This window comes from Anatilimnocola floriformis, from assembly GCF_024256385.1.
Lineage (GTDB): Bacteria > Planctomycetota > Planctomycetia > Pirellulales > Pirellulaceae > Anatilimnocola > Anatilimnocola floriformis.
The window spans coordinates 4,862,473-4,880,315 of record NZ_JAMLFW010000001.1; the positions used below are offsets into that span (position 1 = coordinate 4,862,473).

Below are 17,843 nucleotides of genomic sequence, written 5' to 3' on the forward strand. Positions count from 1 at the left end.
CGAAGAAACTGTTCCATCGTCGAATGCATGTCAAAATGTCGGCGCATTGCTTCTCGCGAATTGCCATGCGCACAATGACGCCAATCGATTATCCGCGCGAGTGTGCCGCGCGGCCTGCTGCCATCTTCGTCGTCAGGAGTTTCGTCATGCGAAAGTTTGTTTCGTTCGCCAGTTTGCTCGTGCTGGGTTTGAGCGTCTCGTCAGGCTACGCAGCCAACAAGTGGGGATTGAAGGAAGGCTCGCCGGAATTGAAATCGGCCGGGCATCTCGCCTTCGGCCCCGAGGGAATTCTGTTCATCGGCGATGCCAAGGGTGCGCAGATCGTTGCCATCGATACTGGCGATGCGAAGGGCGAAGGCAAGAAGATTGAAATCGCCGATTTGAACGCGACTCTCAGTGCCGCAGCCGGCGGTTCAAAGGTCACGGTCAACGATCTGGTGGCGAATCCCGCCAGCGGCAATTTGTATCTGTCGGTGACCAAGGCCGACAATCAACCGGGCCTGATCAAGATCGATACCAGCGGTAAGGCGAGCGAAGTTTCTCTGACCAAGACGCAGTACGGCAAGCTCGCGCTGCCAAACCCGCCCGAAGACAAAGAGGTGGCAGCGAAGGGCCGAACTCGCAATCTGCGGAACGAAGCGATCACCGATCTCGCTTATGCCAATGGCAAGCTGCTCGTCACCGGTGTGACCGCCGATGCCACGCCTTCGAACGTCCGCGAAATCACGTTCCCCTTTGCCGAAGCCGATCAAGGAACGGCTGTCGAGATCTTCCACGGCGCGCATGGCCGCCTTGAAGACAATGCCGCGATTCGCGCTTTCATTCCCTTCACCATCGATGGCCAGCCGTCGGTGCTCGCCGGTTTCACCTGCACGCCGCTGGTGCGGTTTTCGGTGAACGATCTGGAAGCGAACAAGGGGAAGAAGCTTCGCGGCACCACGGTCGCCGAGCTCGGCAATCGCAATCAGCCGATCGACATCGTGCTGTATGAAAAGGGTGGCGACAAGTTCCTGCTCATCGCTAACACGGCTCGTGGCGTGATGAAGGTCAGCACCAAAGACATCGGCCGCAAGGAAGGGATCGAAGCCCCCGTCGGCGGTGGCGGCACGGCTGGCCAAAGCTACGAAACGATCAAGGACCTGGAAGGGACCGTGCAGCTCGATAAGCTCGGCGACTCGCAAGCGGTTGTCGTGATCAAGAGCGGCGACAATCTCGCGCTGAAGACGATTGAACTGCCGTAGTTTTCTTTGCCAGTTCTATCGGTAGTGCAAAAGCCGTTGAAGCCCCGCCGGAAAGGCGGGGGCGATTTTGACGAGCGTGGTTAGTCGGCTCGCTTGCTGACTGCCATCGTGGGAAACGACGAGAACAAGTAGAACGCCCGCGGCGTCGACAGCTCCAGCAGTCCTGCCGCGCTGTTCATTTCTTGCAGGCCCGCCAGTTGCTTGGCTTCGGCAGCGCCGATGCTGCCGAGGAGCGACGCGGGCTTTTTGTATTTTACCACGCGAACGCTATCCTTCTGCAGCTTGGCCAGTTCCAGCGCCCGATCGATGGCTTCTTCGATAAACCCGATCTTATCGACCAGACCGTGCTTCAGAGCCTGATCGGCAGAGAAAATTTCGCCTGTGGCGAGCGTATCGAGAGCAGCACCATCCTTGCGAAAGGCGGGTCGGCCCGATTTGACGATGTCCTTGAAGCGGCCGAACGATTCATCGACGTACGATTGAATGATGGCTCGATTTTCGGGCGACAGCTCGCGGGTCATGCTCAGCATCTGCTTCCGCTCGTGGCTGGCGATCGAATCGTCGACCACGTCGTACTTCTTCATCAAGCCCGCCACGTTGTAGTGCGGAATAATCACGCCGATCGAACCGGTCGTCGTGGTCGGCTCGGCGAAGATCGAGTTGTCTTGATCCTCAACGGCCATCGACACGTAGTAACCACCGCTGGCGGCCATGCTGCCCATGCTCACGACGAGCGGAATCTTCTTTTCGTTCTTGAGCTTCTTCAAATGGTGATAAATGAAGTCGCTGCCGGTCACCGTGCCGCCGGGCGAATCGACTCGCACTACGATCGCCTTCACGTCTTCGTCATCGCGCACGTGATCGATCTGCTGCTTGACGAAGCCGTCCCCTTCCATGATCACCCCTTCGATCGAGATGACCGCGATCTTGTCGCTGGCGCTTTTGCTGCCGGAGACATACTTCTCGTCGATGCTGCTCGAGCTATCGGAGCTCGCAAAGGCAGCCCATTGAACAATGATGATCAGCCCCGCCAGGAACAGGCCCATCCAACCCAGGATGGCGGCGATGGCCCAGAGCACGCCGCCACCTTGGCGAATGATGATGGGTTGCGGCTGATAATTCGGCGGCATTTGCGACATGAGCGTCGGCTCCAAAACGGCGAGAGTCTTAACGAATACTGCAATCCTACGTTATTTTACGAAAAAATGCGTCGCCATCGTAGGCCGGAAAAACAGTACTAAAACAGTTTCATTTGACCACCGGGCAGGCGTGGCGGACGAAATCGGCTGCAATCGAGTTCGGGTTCGGGCTGGTTGAGTTGCAGTTTGTGACAAAACGCTTTGAATGTCCGTGCGATCCCTTCGGCGTACGGGCCGGATCCTTTCATGCGTTGGCTCCATTCGGCGTCGTAAAGCTTGCCGCCACGAACCGACTTCACGAGCGCTTCGACTTTCTCTGCCTGCAAAGGCCGATGCTCGCGCAGCCAAGCCGTGAAGATCGGCGAGACGGCCCAAGGCAATCGCAGCATCACATAGCCAGCACTCGTGGCGCCCGCATCGCGGGCCGCGGTCAATACTGCGGGAATCTCGTGATCATTCAGACCGGGAATGATCGGCGCGTTCATCACGCGAACGGGCACACCTGCCGCCGTCAGTTCGCGAATGGCCCGCAACTTCGCCGCGGGGGTCGCCGTGCGCGGTTCCATGGTACGAGCCAGTTCGGCATCGAGCGTGGTGATGCTGATAGCCACGGCGGTCAGATTGCGGCGGGCAAACTCGCGAAACAAATCGAGATCGCGGAGGATGAGCGAGTTCTTCGTGATCAGCGTGAAAGGCTGCTCGGCTTCGAGCAGCACTTCGAGAATGCCGCGCGTCAATTTGAATTGCCTTTCGGCGGGCTGATAACAATCGGTCACGCCAGAGATCATGATCGGCTCGGGCTGCCACGATTTCTTGTTAAGCTCCTTACGCAGCAACTGCGGCGCGTCGTGCTTCACCATGATCCGCGTTTCGAAGTCTAGCCCCGCGTTCATGCCGAGCGTTTCATGACCAGGACGAGCGTAGCATTCTTGCCATCTAAGCCCTGCTCGCCAAATTCCGCCTGTATTCTCGCCCGGTCTAATTCGCTGTATCGCCCGGTAGAAGTCCAAAAAAGTTCCACCCGAAGGCCCAAATCATTTAGCAGGGAGCGTAGCGCCATCGGTTCGGCATAAATCCCGCTCCCGAACACTTCGCCATTTAGCACGAGGCGCTCAGCCACTTCGCCCGGTGCATCTCGCTCGCTCCCGTGATGCGGCGCTGCGGGCTGTATGCAAACGAGCTTCGCCCGAACCCCTCGCCACCAATCGCTAAACCCGGTCTCATTTTTCGGATCGCTCGCAGCGGATTCCGCAGCCTCAATTCCGGCAAGTTCCGTCCGCAAAGTCTTCACGTAATCCTGAAGGTCTTTCAAGTCTTCATCACCTACCTGCGTGTAATTCTTCACGCCTTTAGCAATCTGTTTCTTGAGTTCAGCGGCACGATCTGCGAGGCCAGCGGGATTAGGTTTCACCGCTGCCGGTTTAGCTCGCAGGACTTTCAGCACTTCGGAATCCACCGATTCAATAAGCTTGTGAATAACAAACGGGAGAATTGCCCGCTCTGTCACGCTCCATTGCCTACAGGTGCATCCTTGCGGGCGCTGCGAGGCTGTACTGCAAGCATAGGTGACATACTTCTCACCGCTCCGATACTTCCGGGCACGTTTTTCCATCCTGTAACCGCAGTGACCACAAACAAGCACACCGGAAAGAGCGCCATTGCCGTGCAATTGCCGTGCGGGCCTGAATTCGCCTTGCTTCCGCACAAGCTCCTGCACCCGATCAAAAACTTTCCTGCTCTTGATGATGATCGGAGCGCTGTTTTCCTTAACTCGTTTTTCCATCCTCTTGAAATGGGTCTTTTTAGTTCGCCTGTAACCGGGCGAGCATTGCCCGATATAAACCCGCTTAGTAAGAATGTCTTTCACTGCATCCTTATCCCAACTGCCGCCACCGGGCGAGGGAATGCCTTGCTCATTGAGTTTGCGGGCGATTCCTCGCATGCTGCGGGAATCACCATCGCAGAAAGTATCAAAAATCCACTGTATGATTTTTGCTTCCTCTTCATTCTTCTCAAGCTTCAAGTGCCAGCCCCTCGCTTTAATGCCCGAAGCTTTAGCAGTTCGCTTGATCCGTGCCACTTCCTTGCCTTCATAAAAGTAAATGCGGTCATAGCCATAGGGAACTTTGCCGTGCGGCCAATATCCCAAATCCATTACATTGTTGCGGCCTGAAGTAGTAGCGCTGGCCTGATTTACAGAGTATTCATGATCTAGCTCGCTGCGGATCGCATCAACGATACGTCCCTGCATCGTATTCCAATCAATCACACCGTTTTCAATAGTTTCCAGAATCTTCCCGGCATCAACAAGAGCTTCCTTGTACTTCGCCCCCGTAATGCTATTCAATCGCCCGAAGCGATTAGTATTCACGCAGATAATACGCTCCCAATTTGCCGCAGGAGCTTCCCGAATCATACGCAGGAAGTTCAGCCGCTTATGAACATCTTTGCTACCGCTCTTTCCTTCATCGATATAAATGGCAACGATTTCATAGCCCTTCGCTTTACAGAATGCGATTGCATCCCGTTGCTGCCGCTCAATGCTCAATTCCTGTTGATCGCTACTCATGCGAAGATACAGACAAACTTTCACTTGCTCGCCCCTTCATAATCGGCAGCTTCCGCCACCATTGAAACGGAAACCACCTGCGTAGGATTGATAACCAAACCTAGCAGCGCCACTACAGTTACTCGCCCCTTAGATTCATCATCAACAGCGAGGAAAACAATATTATCATCACCGGGATCGGACAATTCCGGTTTGAACCGAACTTGCTGGCCTTTCTTTATCACTTTCTTGCCTTTCATTCAGAAGAACAAAACCCGAACTAGCAAGCTATTATCGCCTGCGGGCGGGGGCGTGTCTGCTGCCCGATTTATAGGGAAAAACCGGGCTGTTGCTCACTACCATAGAGCATGAAAATTACTATCGAAGTTGCGTTTGAATTAGGTGATGTTGTCTTCATTCGCCTGCGTGATGATAAAAGACCGGGAATGATAACCAGATTCCACGTTTCGCCCGGTGGGATTACCTACTGCGTATCATGGTGCAATGGCTCTGAAACTTGGCACTATGCAATCGAGCTAAGCACGGAGTATGTCCCCGATTTTGTTACTGATGCTCTGCAATAAGCTGCGATATGAAATCAGGCGGCGCTAGTTTCTTCAGGTGATGCTTCCACCACTGCTGCAATAAGCCTTTCTGAGCGTGCGATATGGGCCTGCCTTCACAAACCTGATTCACGATCAGCTCGCAGATGAATTTTTTCTTCATAGGGTTCGTGGTGGTGGCGTGAATTTGAAGAGATCGCTCAAGCCACGTTTTATCGCTTGCCATCCCTTATGTATGCGCTATGCAAACGGATTTTCACCAATGTACATAAAAAAGCCTGCGGGGTGTTGATTAGCTCCCCGCAGGCCCAGACCGTAATCACCAAAGGTCAAAGTGATTAACAGATTCGCTACGGTATAATAGCACGCTCGCAACATATTACAACACCAGTTTTTTCTTCTTGCGCTACAGCAACAAGTTTTCTCATTGCGCTACAGCAACAAGAAAGTATTTCGGGAAAAATCGATTTTTGCTGTAACGGATGGCGGGCGGAATTGCTATATTATCTTCAGACCGTGAAAATACGGTTCGCAGGTTATGTTCTTAGGAACTTTCCCGGTAGCTCGCTACGAAAAAGACACCTAACAGGCTGCGGAGATTAAAAAGGTCTCTCTAGCTCTAGTCCCTCTGACCACGGATGAGGGAATAAAATTCAAATCAAATTGAATATTAACTAAGAGGATGAAAACTGAATTTTACTGCTAGGCTTACAAACCTAGAGTTTTTTCCAGGCAACGGGTTGCTAGTTGATGCAACAAGATACACCTACGTCCTGGTCCAAATGGAAGACTAATAATCTAACTTACGAACAAAAATTCAGAGTGGTAATTAGAAACAAGTGGTGAGTTCAAGGGTCTCATCTGTTTCGTCTCTTGCTAGATGAAAGAAGCGATAAAAGCGAACCGGGCAGATACAAACACTTTGGAATATCTTATTTTCTTAATAGGGTTTTCCACGGGAAGGTGGTTTTCTATAAATAACCAACCAATAGTCCCGTAGGGCATTTGCTATTATTCGCTTTCTCGTTCATCGCATCTAATTAAAATGCTCCCTAAAGCTCTAGGAAGCGATCTGTAGGCCGCAAATGCTCTGATGCGGCATACATATCATCGTGACATGGAAAGCAAGGAAAGAACGCAGCAACGAGATTTTTGAAAACGTAGTTTGGCCGATAGTTCGGACCTACTGCGGTGATGGCGAGATATACGCCACCGATGGGCCGCAGGGCACGATATTGCACCTGCTCGATGCGAAGGCCGGTATTGATTACTTCCAGCAGCTTCCTAGCGGTGGCTTCACAGGGATTGCTGCGAGGGTGGAAGATAAAGGGCGGAATTATCATACCTTCACGATTCGTTACCCTTCGGAATGGACCGGGCGCACAAGGGACATTGCCGCATTGAATTACTATCCGCACTGGTGGGTTCACGCCTATACCGATGGTGACAAGTTCCAATCCGCCGCAATAATCCGCACGCAGGAGCTATTTGATTATGCGCATAAGCTTCATAAAATTATGAAACAGCACGCAGGCCAAAAGTTCTATAGCATCCCGTGGGAAGAATTCCCCTCAGCCATCGTTATAGGCGAATCCGCTCCCCTGTAAAGCGAACCCGGAAAAAATCGAAATTTTCCGCCCGGTAGAAAGTTCTTGCTTTACAGCAATAAGAAAATATTTCCCGAATTCTTTCGCCCGAAGCGCCAAAACTTCGATTTTCGTTGGACGTGGCCGCACTCCCGGCAATTGATACCGCACGCAAAGCAGCGAGGAAACACAATGAACAGCAAGCAATTAGAAATCAAATTCACAATCCGCAGGCTGATCCGGTTAAAACGGAAAATTCAAAAAGCAAAGACAAAACTCAATAACCTAATAAGGAAACAATAATGAACTACAAGACAGCAGAGCAAATTCTAACAGATCAGTTCAACCTAGAGATCGCTGTAATAACTGAGGAAGGCATTCAAGCTGCCCTTAGAATACAAGAGGAAATAGGCCAGCTTTCTGATGCTGAAATAACAAATGCCCAGCTTCGGGCAGCGGGTGCCGCACGGGCATATCTCGATGGATTGCAAGAGTGGCAAGAGTATCGTTATGAAATGGAATCGCTTGAAGCATAGATAACATCGTATCGATCCATTGGCCCACGCAGCTCGTTGCTGCGTGGGTTTTTTCGTTTAATTTCATAAAAATCTTGCTCAGCAATACTACCATAGGGAGTGAATTACTTAGATTTATTTAGCGGCATCGGTGGCTTCGCACTTGGCGCACAATGGGCCGGAATCACTTTTGATAATCACTTGAACAGTGATATTGATGCCTTTTGTAACAAGGTCTACGCCCATCACTTTCCCGGTTCAATAAATCTCGGAGACATCACAGCAATATCAGGCCACGAGCTTCGGGAGCAATATGGGAAAGAATGGTGCATCAGCGGGGGTTTCCCGTGCCAAGACATCAGCAGCGCTGGCAAGCGTGAAGGAATCACCGGAAGCCGCTCCGGTTTATGGTTTCAATATCACAGGCTTATTATTGAACTCCGCCCCAAGTTCATCATCATCGAAAACGTGCAAGGCTTGTTCAATAGAGGATTTTATGAAGTCCTCACGGGCTTGGCCAACTGCGGGTATGATGCGGAATGGCAAACTGTACAAGCGAATTGGTGGGGACTGCCACACTATCGTAGAAGGCTCTTTATTACTGCCTACCCCACGGGCATTCGATGCCACGCAATTCCAGAATCATTGCAGGCCAAGCGAAGTGTGGCCAACAGCACGCAATTTAACTGCGAGGCTGATCGGATACCAATATCAACTCTCGGACAAGATGCCAAAGCCACCGGGCTGGTTTGTGGCGAACCCCTTGTTCTTAGAAGAGATGATGGGCTATCCGCACAATTACACAAACATCATTTAGCACGGGTAAAGGCTCTGGGCAATTCGATAGTGCCCTACGCTGCTCGTGACATATTCATAAGGTGGAAACAAACATGGAAATCGGAATAAGCTTTATCGTTGTTGGATTCGTAGTAATCGCATTCATGGCTTTCAAGTTCAAAATGCGGGAGTATTACTCACATTACAGACGCAGTAACGATGTATGCGAGTGCTGCGGCCTGCCAAAGACAAAGCCAGAGGAATATGAACATGAATAAATACAAATCAAACCCTAAGCACGTAGTATCGGTGCAGCTTGATGCTGACACCTTAAAGAACATTGATAAGCGTATCGATTCGCTCGCAGTGCAAGGCATGACAGATTGCTCACGCTCGCAGGTAGTCCGGTGGGCGCTCACAGAATACTTCAAAAAGCCAGTGAAGGTTGCTAATGAATTGCCTTAGCAAAGAACAACAGCAAGAGCTATGGCTTCTAGCACTCAGCGTAGCCCGGCGAAACGAATATGAAAAATCATACGATGCCAAAAACAGGCCAATTATCATTTACAGGCCAAAGAGGATTGATGGAGAAGTATTGCCCGAAGTGCAACAAGATCGTGCCAGTGGATCACAGCCACAGCAGGAAGACAATCAATTGCCGGAAACCATATCCAGCCCACATGCTGAAGGTGAACCGGATCAAGCTTGCGAATAACCCGCTATGCGAAGATTGCGAGGAGCAAGGCATCACGAGGCCCGCAAGCGAAGTGCATCATATTGTAAAGCCCAATGGCAACCCTGAACTGATGTACTCGCTCAATAACTTAAAATCACTATGTAAATCGTGCCACAGTAAGCGCACGCAGAGGGGAGAATGAGAACAACCAAAACTGATGGCCGCTATGTGAGCTTCAGCGTGACTGAGGAAGTCTATCAGCGCCTAGACAAGATGATTACCGATCTGAAGCAAAGGGGCTTAGGCATGCGTAAGATAGACCTATATCGCATTGCTATAGAGCAGATGCTTGAGAATGGCCTAGATGTGCATGTAAAGCACGAGGGAGGATACTAATGTTGCGAATAACAAGAAAGCTATATGAATCGTTTGTCATTCAGGTTCCACCATCGGACAAGCCGCAGAAGGTCAAGGTAATAGTATCAAACCTGCAACGCATTGATGATGATAGGGTTGGCCTAGCTATTGATGCCCATAGGGACATCACTATCCTGCGATCAGAGTTGATTGATAATGCTGCCCCCTAGGTGGCATATCCGGCAATTTTTTAAGACTTGCCAATATCATTGAACGCACCGGGACGTTCCGCTTTTTTTTAAGGTTTTTTGGCCCGATCCGGTGAGCGAGGCCAAGGCTGCAATAGGCTGCCACACGCAATAGGAAGCCCATTACAGCGATGCGAGGCCCAAAAGCCCCTCGCAATACAGGCGAATAAGGAAAGCTCACTGCGGAACGCAGGGAGATTTCTTCACCAAATTACATAGATAAGAACATGGCAATCATAGACAAGATCGGAATTAACCTGCGTGTGCCGCAGGAAACAATTGAGAATATAGGACAAACAATGGGAGCCCTGCGCAAGATCGCACGGCAAGTAGAGGACAACAATATGGACGGCGAACAAGTTAAGAATATATTCTTTGATAAGCTCGAATCGGGCGAATTGAAGCAAGCTGATGCCGATGAATTTCATCGCTGCACTGGCCTCTCGTGTGGTGCCGGTGAAGTGTGTGTTCATGCTGGTAAGCACACGATTGTAGTTTCAAAGGTGTTCCCTGTTCTTGATTGGATTAAGGATACCGTAGGCGAAACCTTCCAGCCCGGTGACATTGTGCGCCTCAAGAGCGGTGGGCCGCTGATGGTTATTGGCGAGCGTGTTACTAATGCACTCGTGCTTTGCTCTTGGTGTGATGAGGGCGAAGATATGAATAAATGGGGTCAATTACACTCTGAGACATTGGCCACCGCCACCCTCGTGAAGGCTGAGACCACAGAAATCGTTACCGATGTGCGAATCTTTGGCAATTCAATCACGATGCAAAAGCAGCGTGCGTATATCACGCCTGCCGGTGAAAGTGAATGGAAAACGATTCACGTAGGCAGCCCCTGCGAGGATGATTAATGAGCGCTGCCAAATCCCTCACCCTCAAGCTCCTTGAAGGGCACCCGAATCAGGCCGCATTGCGGCCGAACATGCAGGCCACGGGCGAACCCGTTAAGCCCGATCTAGGCCCGCACGGCAGCGCATTGTGGGATGAGATCGTGCCGCAGCTTAGGGAGCAAGGCATTGCCACGAGCATTGATGCGGGCGCTCTGGAATCCCTTTGCTTCTGGTGGGATGTATTCAAATCCTCGCAGGACAAGCTCGCAGCGGTGGAAGACATCACGGGCACCGATGCAAGCAGGGCTATGAATTTCATTAGCAAGGCTTTTGATAACTATCGCAGGCTTGCTCAGCAGTTCGGACTAACAGCACAGGCCCGCAATAGCGTGAGCAGCGCTCCCGTGGGCGATGATGCGGGGGATTTCTTCTCATGACAGAACTATGCTTACTAAATTTCGGTCTTACTTTCTATGGAGACAATATCGGAATGGATGATTACCACCCTGAGCTTCCTTCCGATCCGCCAAAGGAAACAAAAGCAAAGAAGCTATCCCAAGGTCCAAGCGCCCGCCGCAAACGGAAGCGTGAGCGAATGATGCGGCAGCATCCCTATTGCACATACTGCGGACTGAAGCTCAATAACGAGAATTCTACGCTCGATCACATCAGGCCAATAAGCAGAGGCGGGACAAATCATGATGATAATCTTGTCTTGTCATGCAGAAAGTGCAACGCAGAAAAAGGCGATCAGCTACATCACAAGTGGCTTCGCAAGAAAAAGAATCGTATGAAGCGATTCGCAAAAGGAAAGGATGGAATTTGAATTAAACGGTTATGATCCGTTCACGCACGATGGCAGTTTCTTCTATGATGAAGCTGCTGCTGAGAAGCCCCTCGCCTTCGCTGAAAAATGTCTCACTCACACTAAGGGCGAGTTTGCCCGAAAGCCTCTGATTCTTCACCCGCAGCACGCTGATTATGTCCGTGCATTGTTCGGTTTCAAGCATAAAGAAACTAAGCTCAGAAGATACAGAACCACGCTTTACAGCGCTGCCCGTGGTAATGCCAAGACAACATTATCATCCCTGCTCGCTCATTATCTAACCTATTGCGATGGCGAAGGTGGTGCAGAAACCTACCTATGCGCCAGCACCGCAAAGCAATCCGCAATCAATTTTGACATTATCAAACAGCAGGTAGTGCAATCCGCTAAGCTTAGAAGCAGGCTTGAGATAAATGAAAGCAGATCACGTATTCTGTACCGCAAGAATAATAGCTTTTGCTGCTCAGTTTCTTCGGAAGCAGGCGGCGCTCACGGGTGGAATACTCAGTGTTGCATCTGCGATGAAGTTAAAAACTGGCGAGGCCAACAAGGTAGAGATTTCTGGGGAGCTATTGAAACTAGCATGGGCAAGCGGCGGCAGCCCCTGCTGTACATATCAAGCACGCAAAGCTATGAACGTGAGGGAATTTGGTTCGATCTGTACACGTATGCTAAGCGGGTGAAGGAGAAACCCGATGTTGATTTCTCTTTCCTGCCCTTCATATTTGAACTTGATGCCAAGGATGATTGGACCAATTTAGAGCATATCAAAAAGGCGAATCCGCTCTGGGGAACTGGGGTTCAGCCTGATTATATCAAGCGAATGGTGGCGAAGGCTCAGACAGTTGCCAGCTTTGAAAATGAATTCAAGCGGGAACATTGCAATCTGTTAGTTGAGCAGAACAATCGGTTTATCAAAATGCAGGATTGGTTCGCCTGCCCGCAGCATGATCTTGATGTTGCTAACGAATGGTGCGTTGCTGCTCTTGATACTTCCAGCACCAAAGACCTAACAGCGCTCGCATTGTACTGGCCTAAATCCAAATACCTGCGGGTATGGTTCTGGATACCGGGCGAAAGTGCCCGGCAGCGATCAATGCGGGATGGTGTTGATTATGAATCGTGGATCAGGAACCCGCTTTGCAATATCACGTTCACGAAGTCCAAGCGAATCGAGCGTGACACGATAGTAAGCAAGATCATGGAGCTAAAGGGCAAATATAAACTCACTGGTATTGCCTTCGATCCGTGGGAAGGGCGGGTAGGTCTGGCTGATGATCTTCATAAAAAAGGCATCCGTATGATCGAACACGGGCAGAGTTATTCCGCTATGAATGCGCCCACGAAGCAGCTTGAAGTTCTTATTGCTACGCACGAATTGAACAAGGGCAATAACCCTCTGCTCGATTGGAACTTCTCTAATCTATGCGTGCAGGAGCATCCAAACGGGTTTATCAGGCCAGTAAAGCCGCAGGAGCAGGCCAAGCGTATTGATGGCTGCGTGGCAACGATCATGGCTTTAGGCATATCAAAAGCAATAACTCCTGTAACAATCACCTAGCGAACAGCTAAATACGGCATGTTCACATGGTTAAATAATATTGTCCGTGGCGTGTTGCAAGAGGGTGGTTACATTCGCTCGCCACAGGGAATCATACTCCCAGACGAGATGCAGGAACGCTATCGTGGCGGGGTTCAAGTTAATAAAGAAACATTCCTTGCCATCCCTGCGGTTAAGCGTGCCGTAGAAATCATCACAAACAAGGTAGCAAACTGCCGTTGTCACGTCCTAAAAATCCTCGCTTCCGGTGGCCGTGAATTTGATAAGAAACATGCAGCCTATAAGCTGCTCCGCAAGCGGGCGAATCCCTACCTTGCCGCCATCGAGTTTATCAAAACCCTCGTGCAGGATGCTATTTGGGCAGGCAATGCGTATGCGTTCATTCAGAAGAAAGCGGGCGAACCGGATGCACTGTACATCCTTGATCCTGACACCGTTACCCCTGCTATTATCCACACTGCAACCACGCAGCAGATGGTTTACGTGGTTCGCCGTGAAGGGCAAACTATTGCTCTTGATGCTTCGGAAGTAATTCATATTCGCTCGGCGCTCACTCGCTCCTGCGGCCTAGTGGGCATGCGCCTGATTGATCTTTGCCGGGAAAATATCTCCCTTCATATCTCAGAAGCCCGCTATGCAACGAAGTTCTTTGAGGCTGGCGGTATTGCTGATGCGTGGATCGAAGTGCCCGAAGGCGCTGTAGTTGATGAAGAGACATTAAAAGCCTTCAAGGTTTCATTGAATCGCCTGTTCAGCGGAATAGAAAACTCCCGATCTGCCGTTGCGCTCACGGGTGGTGCGAAGCTTAACAAGACTTACCTTAGCAATGGTGATTCCCAGCTATTGGAATCCCGCACTTTTAGCCTGATTGACATTGCGAACCTATGCGGGATCGATCCTAGCTTCATCGGTGGCCAGACAAACACGAGCTATAGCAGCCTTGAGAGTATCAACACCGCTGCATTATCTAATAGCTTCGGGCCTTGGCTGTCTGTTATCGAAGCAGAGTTTTCTTACAAGCTTCTGCGAACCGATGAACAAGATGATTATTACATCGAATTTGATAGAAACGATCTGACAAAAGGCGATGCCACGGCGGAAACCGCTGTTGCTGTTATGCGGGTGAGCAACGCATTGCAATCGTGGGAAGAGTACCGATTTGCCAATAACTTGCCTGTTGACAATAAGGAAACGGATACTTTTTGGCGTCCAAGCAACCTTGTTGATGCCTTTGCTGAGCCGCCAGCGCCCGCAGCTTCGCCATTTGGTGCCCCTCAACCCCCGCAAAACCCAGCCTCTGAGGACCAAACAGGGGCAAAAAGTGATGCGAGCGGCGAAGTAATCAGAGGAAAGCTTGCAGAAATCACGGAAAGAGAGCTTTCCAGATTGATAAATAGACTTCGCAAGGATGCACCAGCGAGCAAGGATGCTCTTTTTGCTTCTCATCATCACGTCTTCAGTGATGCACTGCCGGGCGCTGAGATGTTTATTGAGCGCTTATTCCTGCAAATTGGGGAAGAACTCGGGCAGGTTTTGCCAGAACAAAGGGCTGCGGTTTATGCCCGGTTAGATGCCAGAAAACTGGCAGGAGCAGTATGGAATCATTAGTATTTTCAGGTCCGAATAGCATCACGATTGAGGATGGTATCGTGCGGGGATTGGCCGCAGTTTATTACGATGGCTCAGCAGACACAGAATGTCAGCCATATCCAGATGGAACCTTTGAGAGGATCGCACCGGGCGCATTTGATAATGCACTGAAACGTGGTGGCGATGTTATTGCTACCTTCGATCATAACCAGAAAAACCTGCTGGGCCGCACTCGCTCAAGTACCCTCAAGCTCACGCCAGGTGCTCGTGGTATTGAAGTGGAATTAAAACTTCCAGACACGCAACTTGGCCGTGATGTCAAGTGTCTTATTGAGCGTGGCGATTTGCACGGGTTTTCATTCACCGGCAAACCGGGAAAAACTGCCTTCGCTCGTGAGGCTGGCAAGCGGGTGCTGACAATACAGGACTTCCAGAGCATTGCTGAGATTGGCATTGTTGTTACCCCTTGGTATTCGGGCGCAAAGATCAAGCGAGGCTGGCACGAGGAAGAGGAAAAACGGTGGGAAGATTATCAAGACTCCCTGCGGAGAATCGAATTGGTGAAAAACCTAAAGTAGCTGCATAGATACAGGTGGAATTTCTCTAGCATGTGGAATTCTCCTTAAAAGTTTGAAAGTGTTATCGGGCCTGCAAGTGCGTATCGCTTGCAGGCTTTTTCGTTTTCATAATCAGCCACATAGATACCTTCGATCCAAGTATCAAGGCCCAAGCGCCTAGCACGTTTTGATCGTAGGTATTTTACAATGAGTGATTTGAAACAACTTCAGGAAGAAAGAGCAGATATTATCCGTGGCTTGCAAGACTTGACAGCCACCGTTGAGAAGCGAGGCGGCGCATTCAGCGAAGATGAGAAAGAGCGGTTTGATAAAGACATGGCCCGTCAGGCTGATGTTGAAGGAAAGATTGATTCTATCCGCCGCAGCCAACAGGTTTTGGCATTGAATAGCAAGGATGTGGAACATGTTGATCCAGCACGCAATTACTGCGCTGCGAAGAACATGGAAAAAGAGCAGCACTTTACTCGTGGCTGGCTTGCATATCATAGTGACCGCAAAGATTTGGTGAGGGATTCTCACCGTCAAGCAGCTTATGATCTTGGCTACAATCTGAGCGATCCTGAATTCGTTTTCAGAAATCAAGTTGTTGGCACTGACAACGTAGGTGGCTACCTGCGTCAGCCTAACCAGCTTGTTGGTCTTGAGAAGGCGCTGAAGTGGTTTGGTGGCATCACATCGGTTTGCGATGTTGTTCCATCGAGCAACGGTTCGCCTACTTACATTGCTACGGTAAATGATACCGGCAATGTTGGCGCTGCCACGAACGAATTGGGCACCGCTGCAAACGTCTCGATTGCTGTTGGCAAGATTGATTTCAATTACCACAAGATCAGCACAGCGGTCTTTGAAGTATCGGAAGAATTGATAACCGATTCTGAATTCCCATTTGAGGATATGGTTGCTGAGCTTATGGGTGAGCGCCTCGCTCGTGCGATTGCTACTCATTCCACTACGGGCAACTTGACCAATAACAAGGGATTCGTAACTGAATCCGTATTTGGTCACACTGTAGCTACGCCTACCGCTCTAACGGTAGATGATTTTATTGATCTTGAAGCTAGTGTTGATCCAGCCTATAGGATCGATCCAAGCACACGCTATTACATGAACGCCAACACGTTCAGCTATTGCAAGAAGCTGGTTGATGATCTGGGCCGTCCATTGCTGATGCAAGATTATGCGAATGCTAACTTGCAGAAGATCAATGGCTATGAAGTCTTGATCTGCAATGACATCGCAGACATCGGTGCGGGTAACAAATCGGTATTGTTTGGCCCAGCCAGCAAGGTTCGTTATCGCCCGGTCACAAACGGCACAGGCATTAAGCGCCTCAGTGAGCTTTATGCTCTGAACAATAGCGTTGGCTTTACTTCTTTCCAGCGGTTCTCGCAACGCACGAAGCAGCCAAATGCTATGAAGCACTTGATCCACGCTCTATCGTAATAATATCCTAAAGACATGGGGTAGGAACCCCGCAACGTCCCTTAGCGTTGCGGGGTTTTTTCGTATCTGGCCTGAATAAATAAGGCATGTTCACAAAGTTAATCACCGCTCCTGCGAGCTACCCCATCACATTATCAGAAGCCAAAGCTCACTTGAAGGTTGAGCATTCAGATGAAGACACGTTAATAACTTCATATCTCGATGCCGCCACGCAGTACGTGGAAACGCTATCGGGCCTGCACCTTGTTGCCCAAACATGGGAACAACATCAGCACGGGTTTTACTGCAACTGGTTATTAAAACTCCCGATTCAGAGCATCACGCATATCAAATACTACGATGGCGATAATGTCCTGCAAACTCTGGATTCTGCTGAGTACAGGCTGCAAGCTCCCTATAAGCAACGGGCATGGATTGAACCCGTGAACTCGTGGCCAAGCACTTATTGCCGATCTGATGCCGTTCAAATCCGGTTTGTAGCTGGTTTCTCTGCCGTTCCTGAAAGAGCTAAGCAGGCGGTTCGCCTCGCTCTTGGGGTTTTCCATGCTGAGCGCTCGGGCGAGATCGTAGGAACGATTAGCAAGCAGTTAGAAAACGGCATCAATAGGCTTTGCAATGGCCTGCGGGGGTACTAATGAGAATAGGAACCTACCGCCACCGGATCACGATACAGACACAAACCACGGCACGGGATGCAGCGGGGGCTCTTGTACCTGGTACTTGGGCCACGCACGCAACACGGTGGGCTAACGTCCATGCAATCGCAGGGGGCGAGGCCCCACAAGCTGCTCAGCTAAAAAATACCCGCAGCTATTCAATAGCAATGCGGTATCTGTCCACCGTTACTGAGCAAATGCGAATCTCTTGGGATAGCAAGGTGCTGCAAATCATCAGCATCGTGCCGGATGAGACCAAAACAGAAATGGTAATTACTGCAACTGAGGTTAGATGAACGGAGTAACTGTAAGCTGGAAGAAACTAGAAAAAGAACTCAAGCAGTTTGATAAGAAAGTGCAGAAGAAAACCCTGATGCGCAACATGCGTAAGGGAATGAAGATTATCAAGGCTGAAGTAGAGGAGCAGGCCCCCGTAGGTGAGACGGGCGCACTTGCTGATAGTGTTAAAATCAAAGCTGGCAGGAAGTCCCGCACCAGCGCCAGCATCAAGGTGCAAATAGGCGAGGGAGATTTTAAGGGCGAAACGTGGTATGCCGCCGCAGTGGAATACGGCACGAGCAAGATGGAAGCAAACCCATTCATGCGCCGCTCGCTTGATAACAAGGGCGATGAAGCAAAGAACGTAGCGATGACAGGGATAGCAATTGACATCGAGAAACTAGCTGCCGTTGATAAATAAAGC

22 protein-coding genes are annotated in these 17,843 nt (G+C 50.4%); 18 read left to right on the plus strand and 4 right to left on the minus strand.

Translation table 11 applies throughout. The features are described from left to right. Nucleotides 1-146: 146 nt before the first annotated feature. Entirely contained in the window at nucleotides 147-1,241 is a 1,095-nt protein-coding gene (locus tag M9Q49_RS18995) for a hypothetical protein (RefSeq protein ID WP_254510400.1), read from the plus strand. Nucleotides 1,242-1,321: 80 nt separating this feature from the next. Here M9Q49_RS18995 and sppA read toward each other — a convergent pair whose 3' ends face one another. The 4 genes from sppA to M9Q49_RS19015 all read right to left on the minus strand — a co-directional run bounded on the left by sppA (nucleotide 1,322) and on the right by M9Q49_RS19015 (nucleotide 5,188). Then, the gene (gene sppA / locus M9Q49_RS19000; protein WP_254510401.1) at nucleotides 1,322-2,380 is read right to left on the minus strand and encodes a signal peptide peptidase SppA; all 1,059 of its coding nucleotides are present in this window, start codon (nucleotides 2,378-2,380) and stop codon (nucleotides 1,322-1,324) included. 98 nt (nucleotides 2,381-2,478) lie between these two features. After that, a complete protein-coding gene (locus M9Q49_RS19005) occupies nucleotides 2,479-3,273 on the minus strand; it encodes a PA0069 family radical SAM protein (RefSeq protein ID WP_254510402.1) in 795 nt (264 codons plus the stop codon). After that, nucleotides 3,270-4,973 (minus strand): recombinase family protein, encoded by a 1,704-nt coding sequence (locus M9Q49_RS19010; protein WP_315861184.1) that lies wholly within the window; start codon nucleotides 4,971-4,973, stop codon nucleotides 3,270-3,272. The genes M9Q49_RS19005 and M9Q49_RS19010 overlap by 4 nt, the downstream gene beginning before the upstream one ends. Continuing rightward, on the minus strand, nucleotides 4,970-5,188 hold the full coding sequence (locus tag M9Q49_RS19015) for a hypothetical protein (protein ID WP_254510404.1): 219 nt from the start codon (nucleotides 5,186-5,188) through the stop codon (nucleotides 4,970-4,972). Before M9Q49_RS19015 ends, M9Q49_RS19010 begins: the two co-directional genes overlap by 4 nt. A 1,415-nt stretch (nucleotides 5,189-6,603) precedes the next feature. On the opposite strand from M9Q49_RS19015, the gene M9Q49_RS19020 reads away from it, so the two are divergent. From M9Q49_RS19020 to M9Q49_RS19085, 17 genes are all read left to right on the plus strand, one after another. Continuing rightward, entirely contained in the window at nucleotides 6,604-7,098 is a 495-nt protein-coding gene (locus M9Q49_RS19020; protein WP_254510405.1) for a hypothetical protein, read from the plus strand. 281 nt (nucleotides 7,099-7,379) lie between these two features. Next, the gene (locus tag M9Q49_RS19025; protein ID WP_254510406.1) at nucleotides 7,380-7,613 is read left to right on the plus strand and encodes a hypothetical protein; all 234 of its coding nucleotides are present in this window, start codon (nucleotides 7,380-7,382) and stop codon (nucleotides 7,611-7,613) included. 99 nt (nucleotides 7,614-7,712) lie between these two features. After that, the gene (locus M9Q49_RS19030) at nucleotides 7,713-8,498 is read left to right on the plus strand and encodes a DNA cytosine methyltransferase (RefSeq protein ID WP_254510407.1); all 786 of its coding nucleotides are present in this window, start codon (nucleotides 7,713-7,715) and stop codon (nucleotides 8,496-8,498) included. Between the two features lie 141 nt (nucleotides 8,499-8,639). Further along, nucleotides 8,640-8,834, plus strand: a complete 195-nt coding sequence (locus M9Q49_RS19035; RefSeq protein WP_254510408.1) for a CopG family transcriptional regulator — start codon at nucleotides 8,640-8,642, stop codon at nucleotides 8,832-8,834. Next, nucleotides 8,821-9,084, plus strand: a complete 264-nt coding sequence (locus M9Q49_RS19040; RefSeq protein WP_254510409.1) for a hypothetical protein — start codon at nucleotides 8,821-8,823, stop codon at nucleotides 9,082-9,084. The genes M9Q49_RS19035 and M9Q49_RS19040 overlap by 14 nt, the downstream gene beginning before the upstream one ends. Continuing rightward, the gene (locus M9Q49_RS36135) at nucleotides 9,050-9,247 is read left to right on the plus strand and encodes an HNH endonuclease signature motif containing protein (protein WP_390844831.1); all 198 of its coding nucleotides are present in this window, start codon (nucleotides 9,050-9,052) and stop codon (nucleotides 9,245-9,247) included. Before M9Q49_RS19040 ends, M9Q49_RS36135 begins: the two co-directional genes overlap by 35 nt. A 193-nt stretch (nucleotides 9,248-9,440) precedes the next feature. Beyond that, the gene (locus tag M9Q49_RS36140) at nucleotides 9,441-9,632 is read left to right on the plus strand and encodes a carbon storage regulator (RefSeq protein WP_390844370.1); all 192 of its coding nucleotides are present in this window, start codon (nucleotides 9,441-9,443) and stop codon (nucleotides 9,630-9,632) included. Between the two features lie 245 nt (nucleotides 9,633-9,877). Further along, the gene (locus M9Q49_RS19045; RefSeq protein WP_254510410.1) at nucleotides 9,878-10,507 is read left to right on the plus strand and encodes a YodC family protein; all 630 of its coding nucleotides are present in this window, start codon (nucleotides 9,878-9,880) and stop codon (nucleotides 10,505-10,507) included. Then, nucleotides 10,507-10,923: a P27 family phage terminase small subunit gene (locus tag M9Q49_RS19050; protein ID WP_254510411.1), complete on the plus strand. Its 417-nt coding sequence runs from the start codon at nucleotides 10,507-10,509 to the stop codon at nucleotides 10,921-10,923. The genes M9Q49_RS19045 and M9Q49_RS19050 overlap by 1 nt, the downstream gene beginning before the upstream one ends. Next, a complete protein-coding gene (locus M9Q49_RS19055; RefSeq protein WP_254510412.1) occupies nucleotides 10,920-11,312 on the plus strand; it encodes an HNH endonuclease in 393 nt (130 codons plus the stop codon). Before M9Q49_RS19050 ends, M9Q49_RS19055 begins: the two co-directional genes overlap by 4 nt. After that, on the plus strand, nucleotides 11,302-12,873 hold the full coding sequence (locus M9Q49_RS19060; protein WP_254510413.1) for a terminase large subunit: 1,572 nt from the start codon (nucleotides 11,302-11,304) through the stop codon (nucleotides 12,871-12,873). Before M9Q49_RS19055 ends, M9Q49_RS19060 begins: the two co-directional genes overlap by 11 nt. 18 nt (nucleotides 12,874-12,891) lie before the next feature. Beyond that, nucleotides 12,892-14,481, plus strand: coding sequence for a phage portal protein (locus tag M9Q49_RS19065; protein ID WP_254510414.1), 1,590 nt, complete (start codon nucleotides 12,892-12,894; stop codon nucleotides 14,479-14,481). Then, nucleotides 14,469-15,041, plus strand: coding sequence for an HK97 family phage prohead protease (locus M9Q49_RS19070; protein WP_254510415.1), 573 nt, complete (start codon nucleotides 14,469-14,471; stop codon nucleotides 15,039-15,041). The genes M9Q49_RS19065 and M9Q49_RS19070 overlap by 13 nt, the downstream gene beginning before the upstream one ends. A gap of 186 nt (nucleotides 15,042-15,227) precedes the next feature. Next, complete coding sequence (locus M9Q49_RS19075; RefSeq protein WP_254510416.1) at nucleotides 15,228-16,484, plus strand: phage major capsid protein; 1,257 nt, start codon at nucleotides 15,228-15,230, stop codon at nucleotides 16,482-16,484. An 86-nt stretch (nucleotides 16,485-16,570) separates the two neighbouring features. Then, on the plus strand, nucleotides 16,571-17,119 hold the full coding sequence (locus M9Q49_RS19080) for a head-tail connector protein (protein ID WP_254510417.1): 549 nt from the start codon (nucleotides 16,571-16,573) through the stop codon (nucleotides 17,117-17,119). Then, the gene (locus M9Q49_RS36145; protein WP_390844376.1) at nucleotides 17,119-17,436 is read left to right on the plus strand and encodes a phage head closure protein; all 318 of its coding nucleotides are present in this window, start codon (nucleotides 17,119-17,121) and stop codon (nucleotides 17,434-17,436) included. Before M9Q49_RS19080 ends, M9Q49_RS36145 begins: the two co-directional genes overlap by 1 nt. Beyond that, nucleotides 17,433-17,840 carry an HK97-gp10 family putative phage morphogenesis protein gene (locus tag M9Q49_RS19085; protein ID WP_254510418.1) on the plus strand — a complete coding sequence of 136 codons (408 nt, stop codon included), beginning with the start codon at nucleotides 17,433-17,435 and terminating at the stop codon, nucleotides 17,838-17,840. The genes M9Q49_RS36145 and M9Q49_RS19085 overlap by 4 nt, the downstream gene beginning before the upstream one ends. Nucleotides 17,841-17,843 lie beyond the last annotated feature (3 nt).

Excerpts from the sequence above, each read along its gene's own strand:
- M9Q49_RS18995 (WP_254510400.1), top strand. The coding sequence starts at position 147 with ATGCGAAAGTTTGTTTCGTTCGCCAGTTTGCTCGTGCTGGGTTTGAGC.
- sppA (WP_254510401.1), bottom strand. The coding sequence starts at position 2,380 with ATGTCGCAAATGCCGCCGAATTATCAGCCGCAACCCATCATCATTCGC.
- M9Q49_RS19005 (WP_254510402.1), bottom strand. The coding sequence starts at position 3,273 with ATGAACGCGGGGCTAGACTTCGAAACGCGGATCATGGTGAAGCACGAC.
- M9Q49_RS19015 (WP_254510404.1), bottom strand. The coding sequence starts at position 5,188 with ATGAAAGGCAAGAAAGTGATAAAGAAAGGCCAGCAAGTTCGGTTCAAA.
- M9Q49_RS19025 (WP_254510406.1), top strand. The coding sequence starts at position 7,380 with ATGAACTACAAGACAGCAGAGCAAATTCTAACAGATCAGTTCAACCTA.
- M9Q49_RS19035 (WP_254510408.1), top strand. The coding sequence starts at position 8,640 with ATGAATAAATACAAATCAAACCCTAAGCACGTAGTATCGGTGCAGCTT.
- M9Q49_RS19040 (WP_254510409.1), top strand. The coding sequence starts at position 8,821 with ATGAATTGCCTTAGCAAAGAACAACAGCAAGAGCTATGGCTTCTAGCA.
- M9Q49_RS36135 (WP_390844831.1), top strand. The coding sequence starts at position 9,050 with ATGCTGAAGGTGAACCGGATCAAGCTTGCGAATAACCCGCTATGCGAA.
- M9Q49_RS36140 (WP_390844370.1), top strand. The coding sequence starts at position 9,441 with ATGTTGCGAATAACAAGAAAGCTATATGAATCGTTTGTCATTCAGGTT.
- M9Q49_RS19045 (WP_254510410.1), top strand. The coding sequence starts at position 9,878 with ATGGCAATCATAGACAAGATCGGAATTAACCTGCGTGTGCCGCAGGAA.
- M9Q49_RS19050 (WP_254510411.1), top strand. The coding sequence starts at position 10,507 with ATGAGCGCTGCCAAATCCCTCACCCTCAAGCTCCTTGAAGGGCACCCG.
- M9Q49_RS19055 (WP_254510412.1), top strand. The coding sequence starts at position 10,920 with ATGACAGAACTATGCTTACTAAATTTCGGTCTTACTTTCTATGGAGAC.
- M9Q49_RS19060 (WP_254510413.1), top strand. The coding sequence starts at position 11,302 with ATGGAATTTGAATTAAACGGTTATGATCCGTTCACGCACGATGGCAGT.
- M9Q49_RS19065 (WP_254510414.1), top strand. The coding sequence starts at position 12,892 with ATGTTCACATGGTTAAATAATATTGTCCGTGGCGTGTTGCAAGAGGGT.
- M9Q49_RS19070 (WP_254510415.1), top strand. The coding sequence starts at position 14,469 with ATGGAATCATTAGTATTTTCAGGTCCGAATAGCATCACGATTGAGGAT.
- M9Q49_RS19075 (WP_254510416.1), top strand. The coding sequence starts at position 15,228 with ATGAGTGATTTGAAACAACTTCAGGAAGAAAGAGCAGATATTATCCGT.
- M9Q49_RS19080 (WP_254510417.1), top strand. The coding sequence starts at position 16,571 with ATGTTCACAAAGTTAATCACCGCTCCTGCGAGCTACCCCATCACATTA.
- M9Q49_RS36145 (WP_390844376.1), top strand. The coding sequence starts at position 17,119 with ATGAGAATAGGAACCTACCGCCACCGGATCACGATACAGACACAAACC.
- M9Q49_RS19085 (WP_254510418.1), top strand. The coding sequence starts at position 17,433 with ATGAACGGAGTAACTGTAAGCTGGAAGAAACTAGAAAAAGAACTCAAG.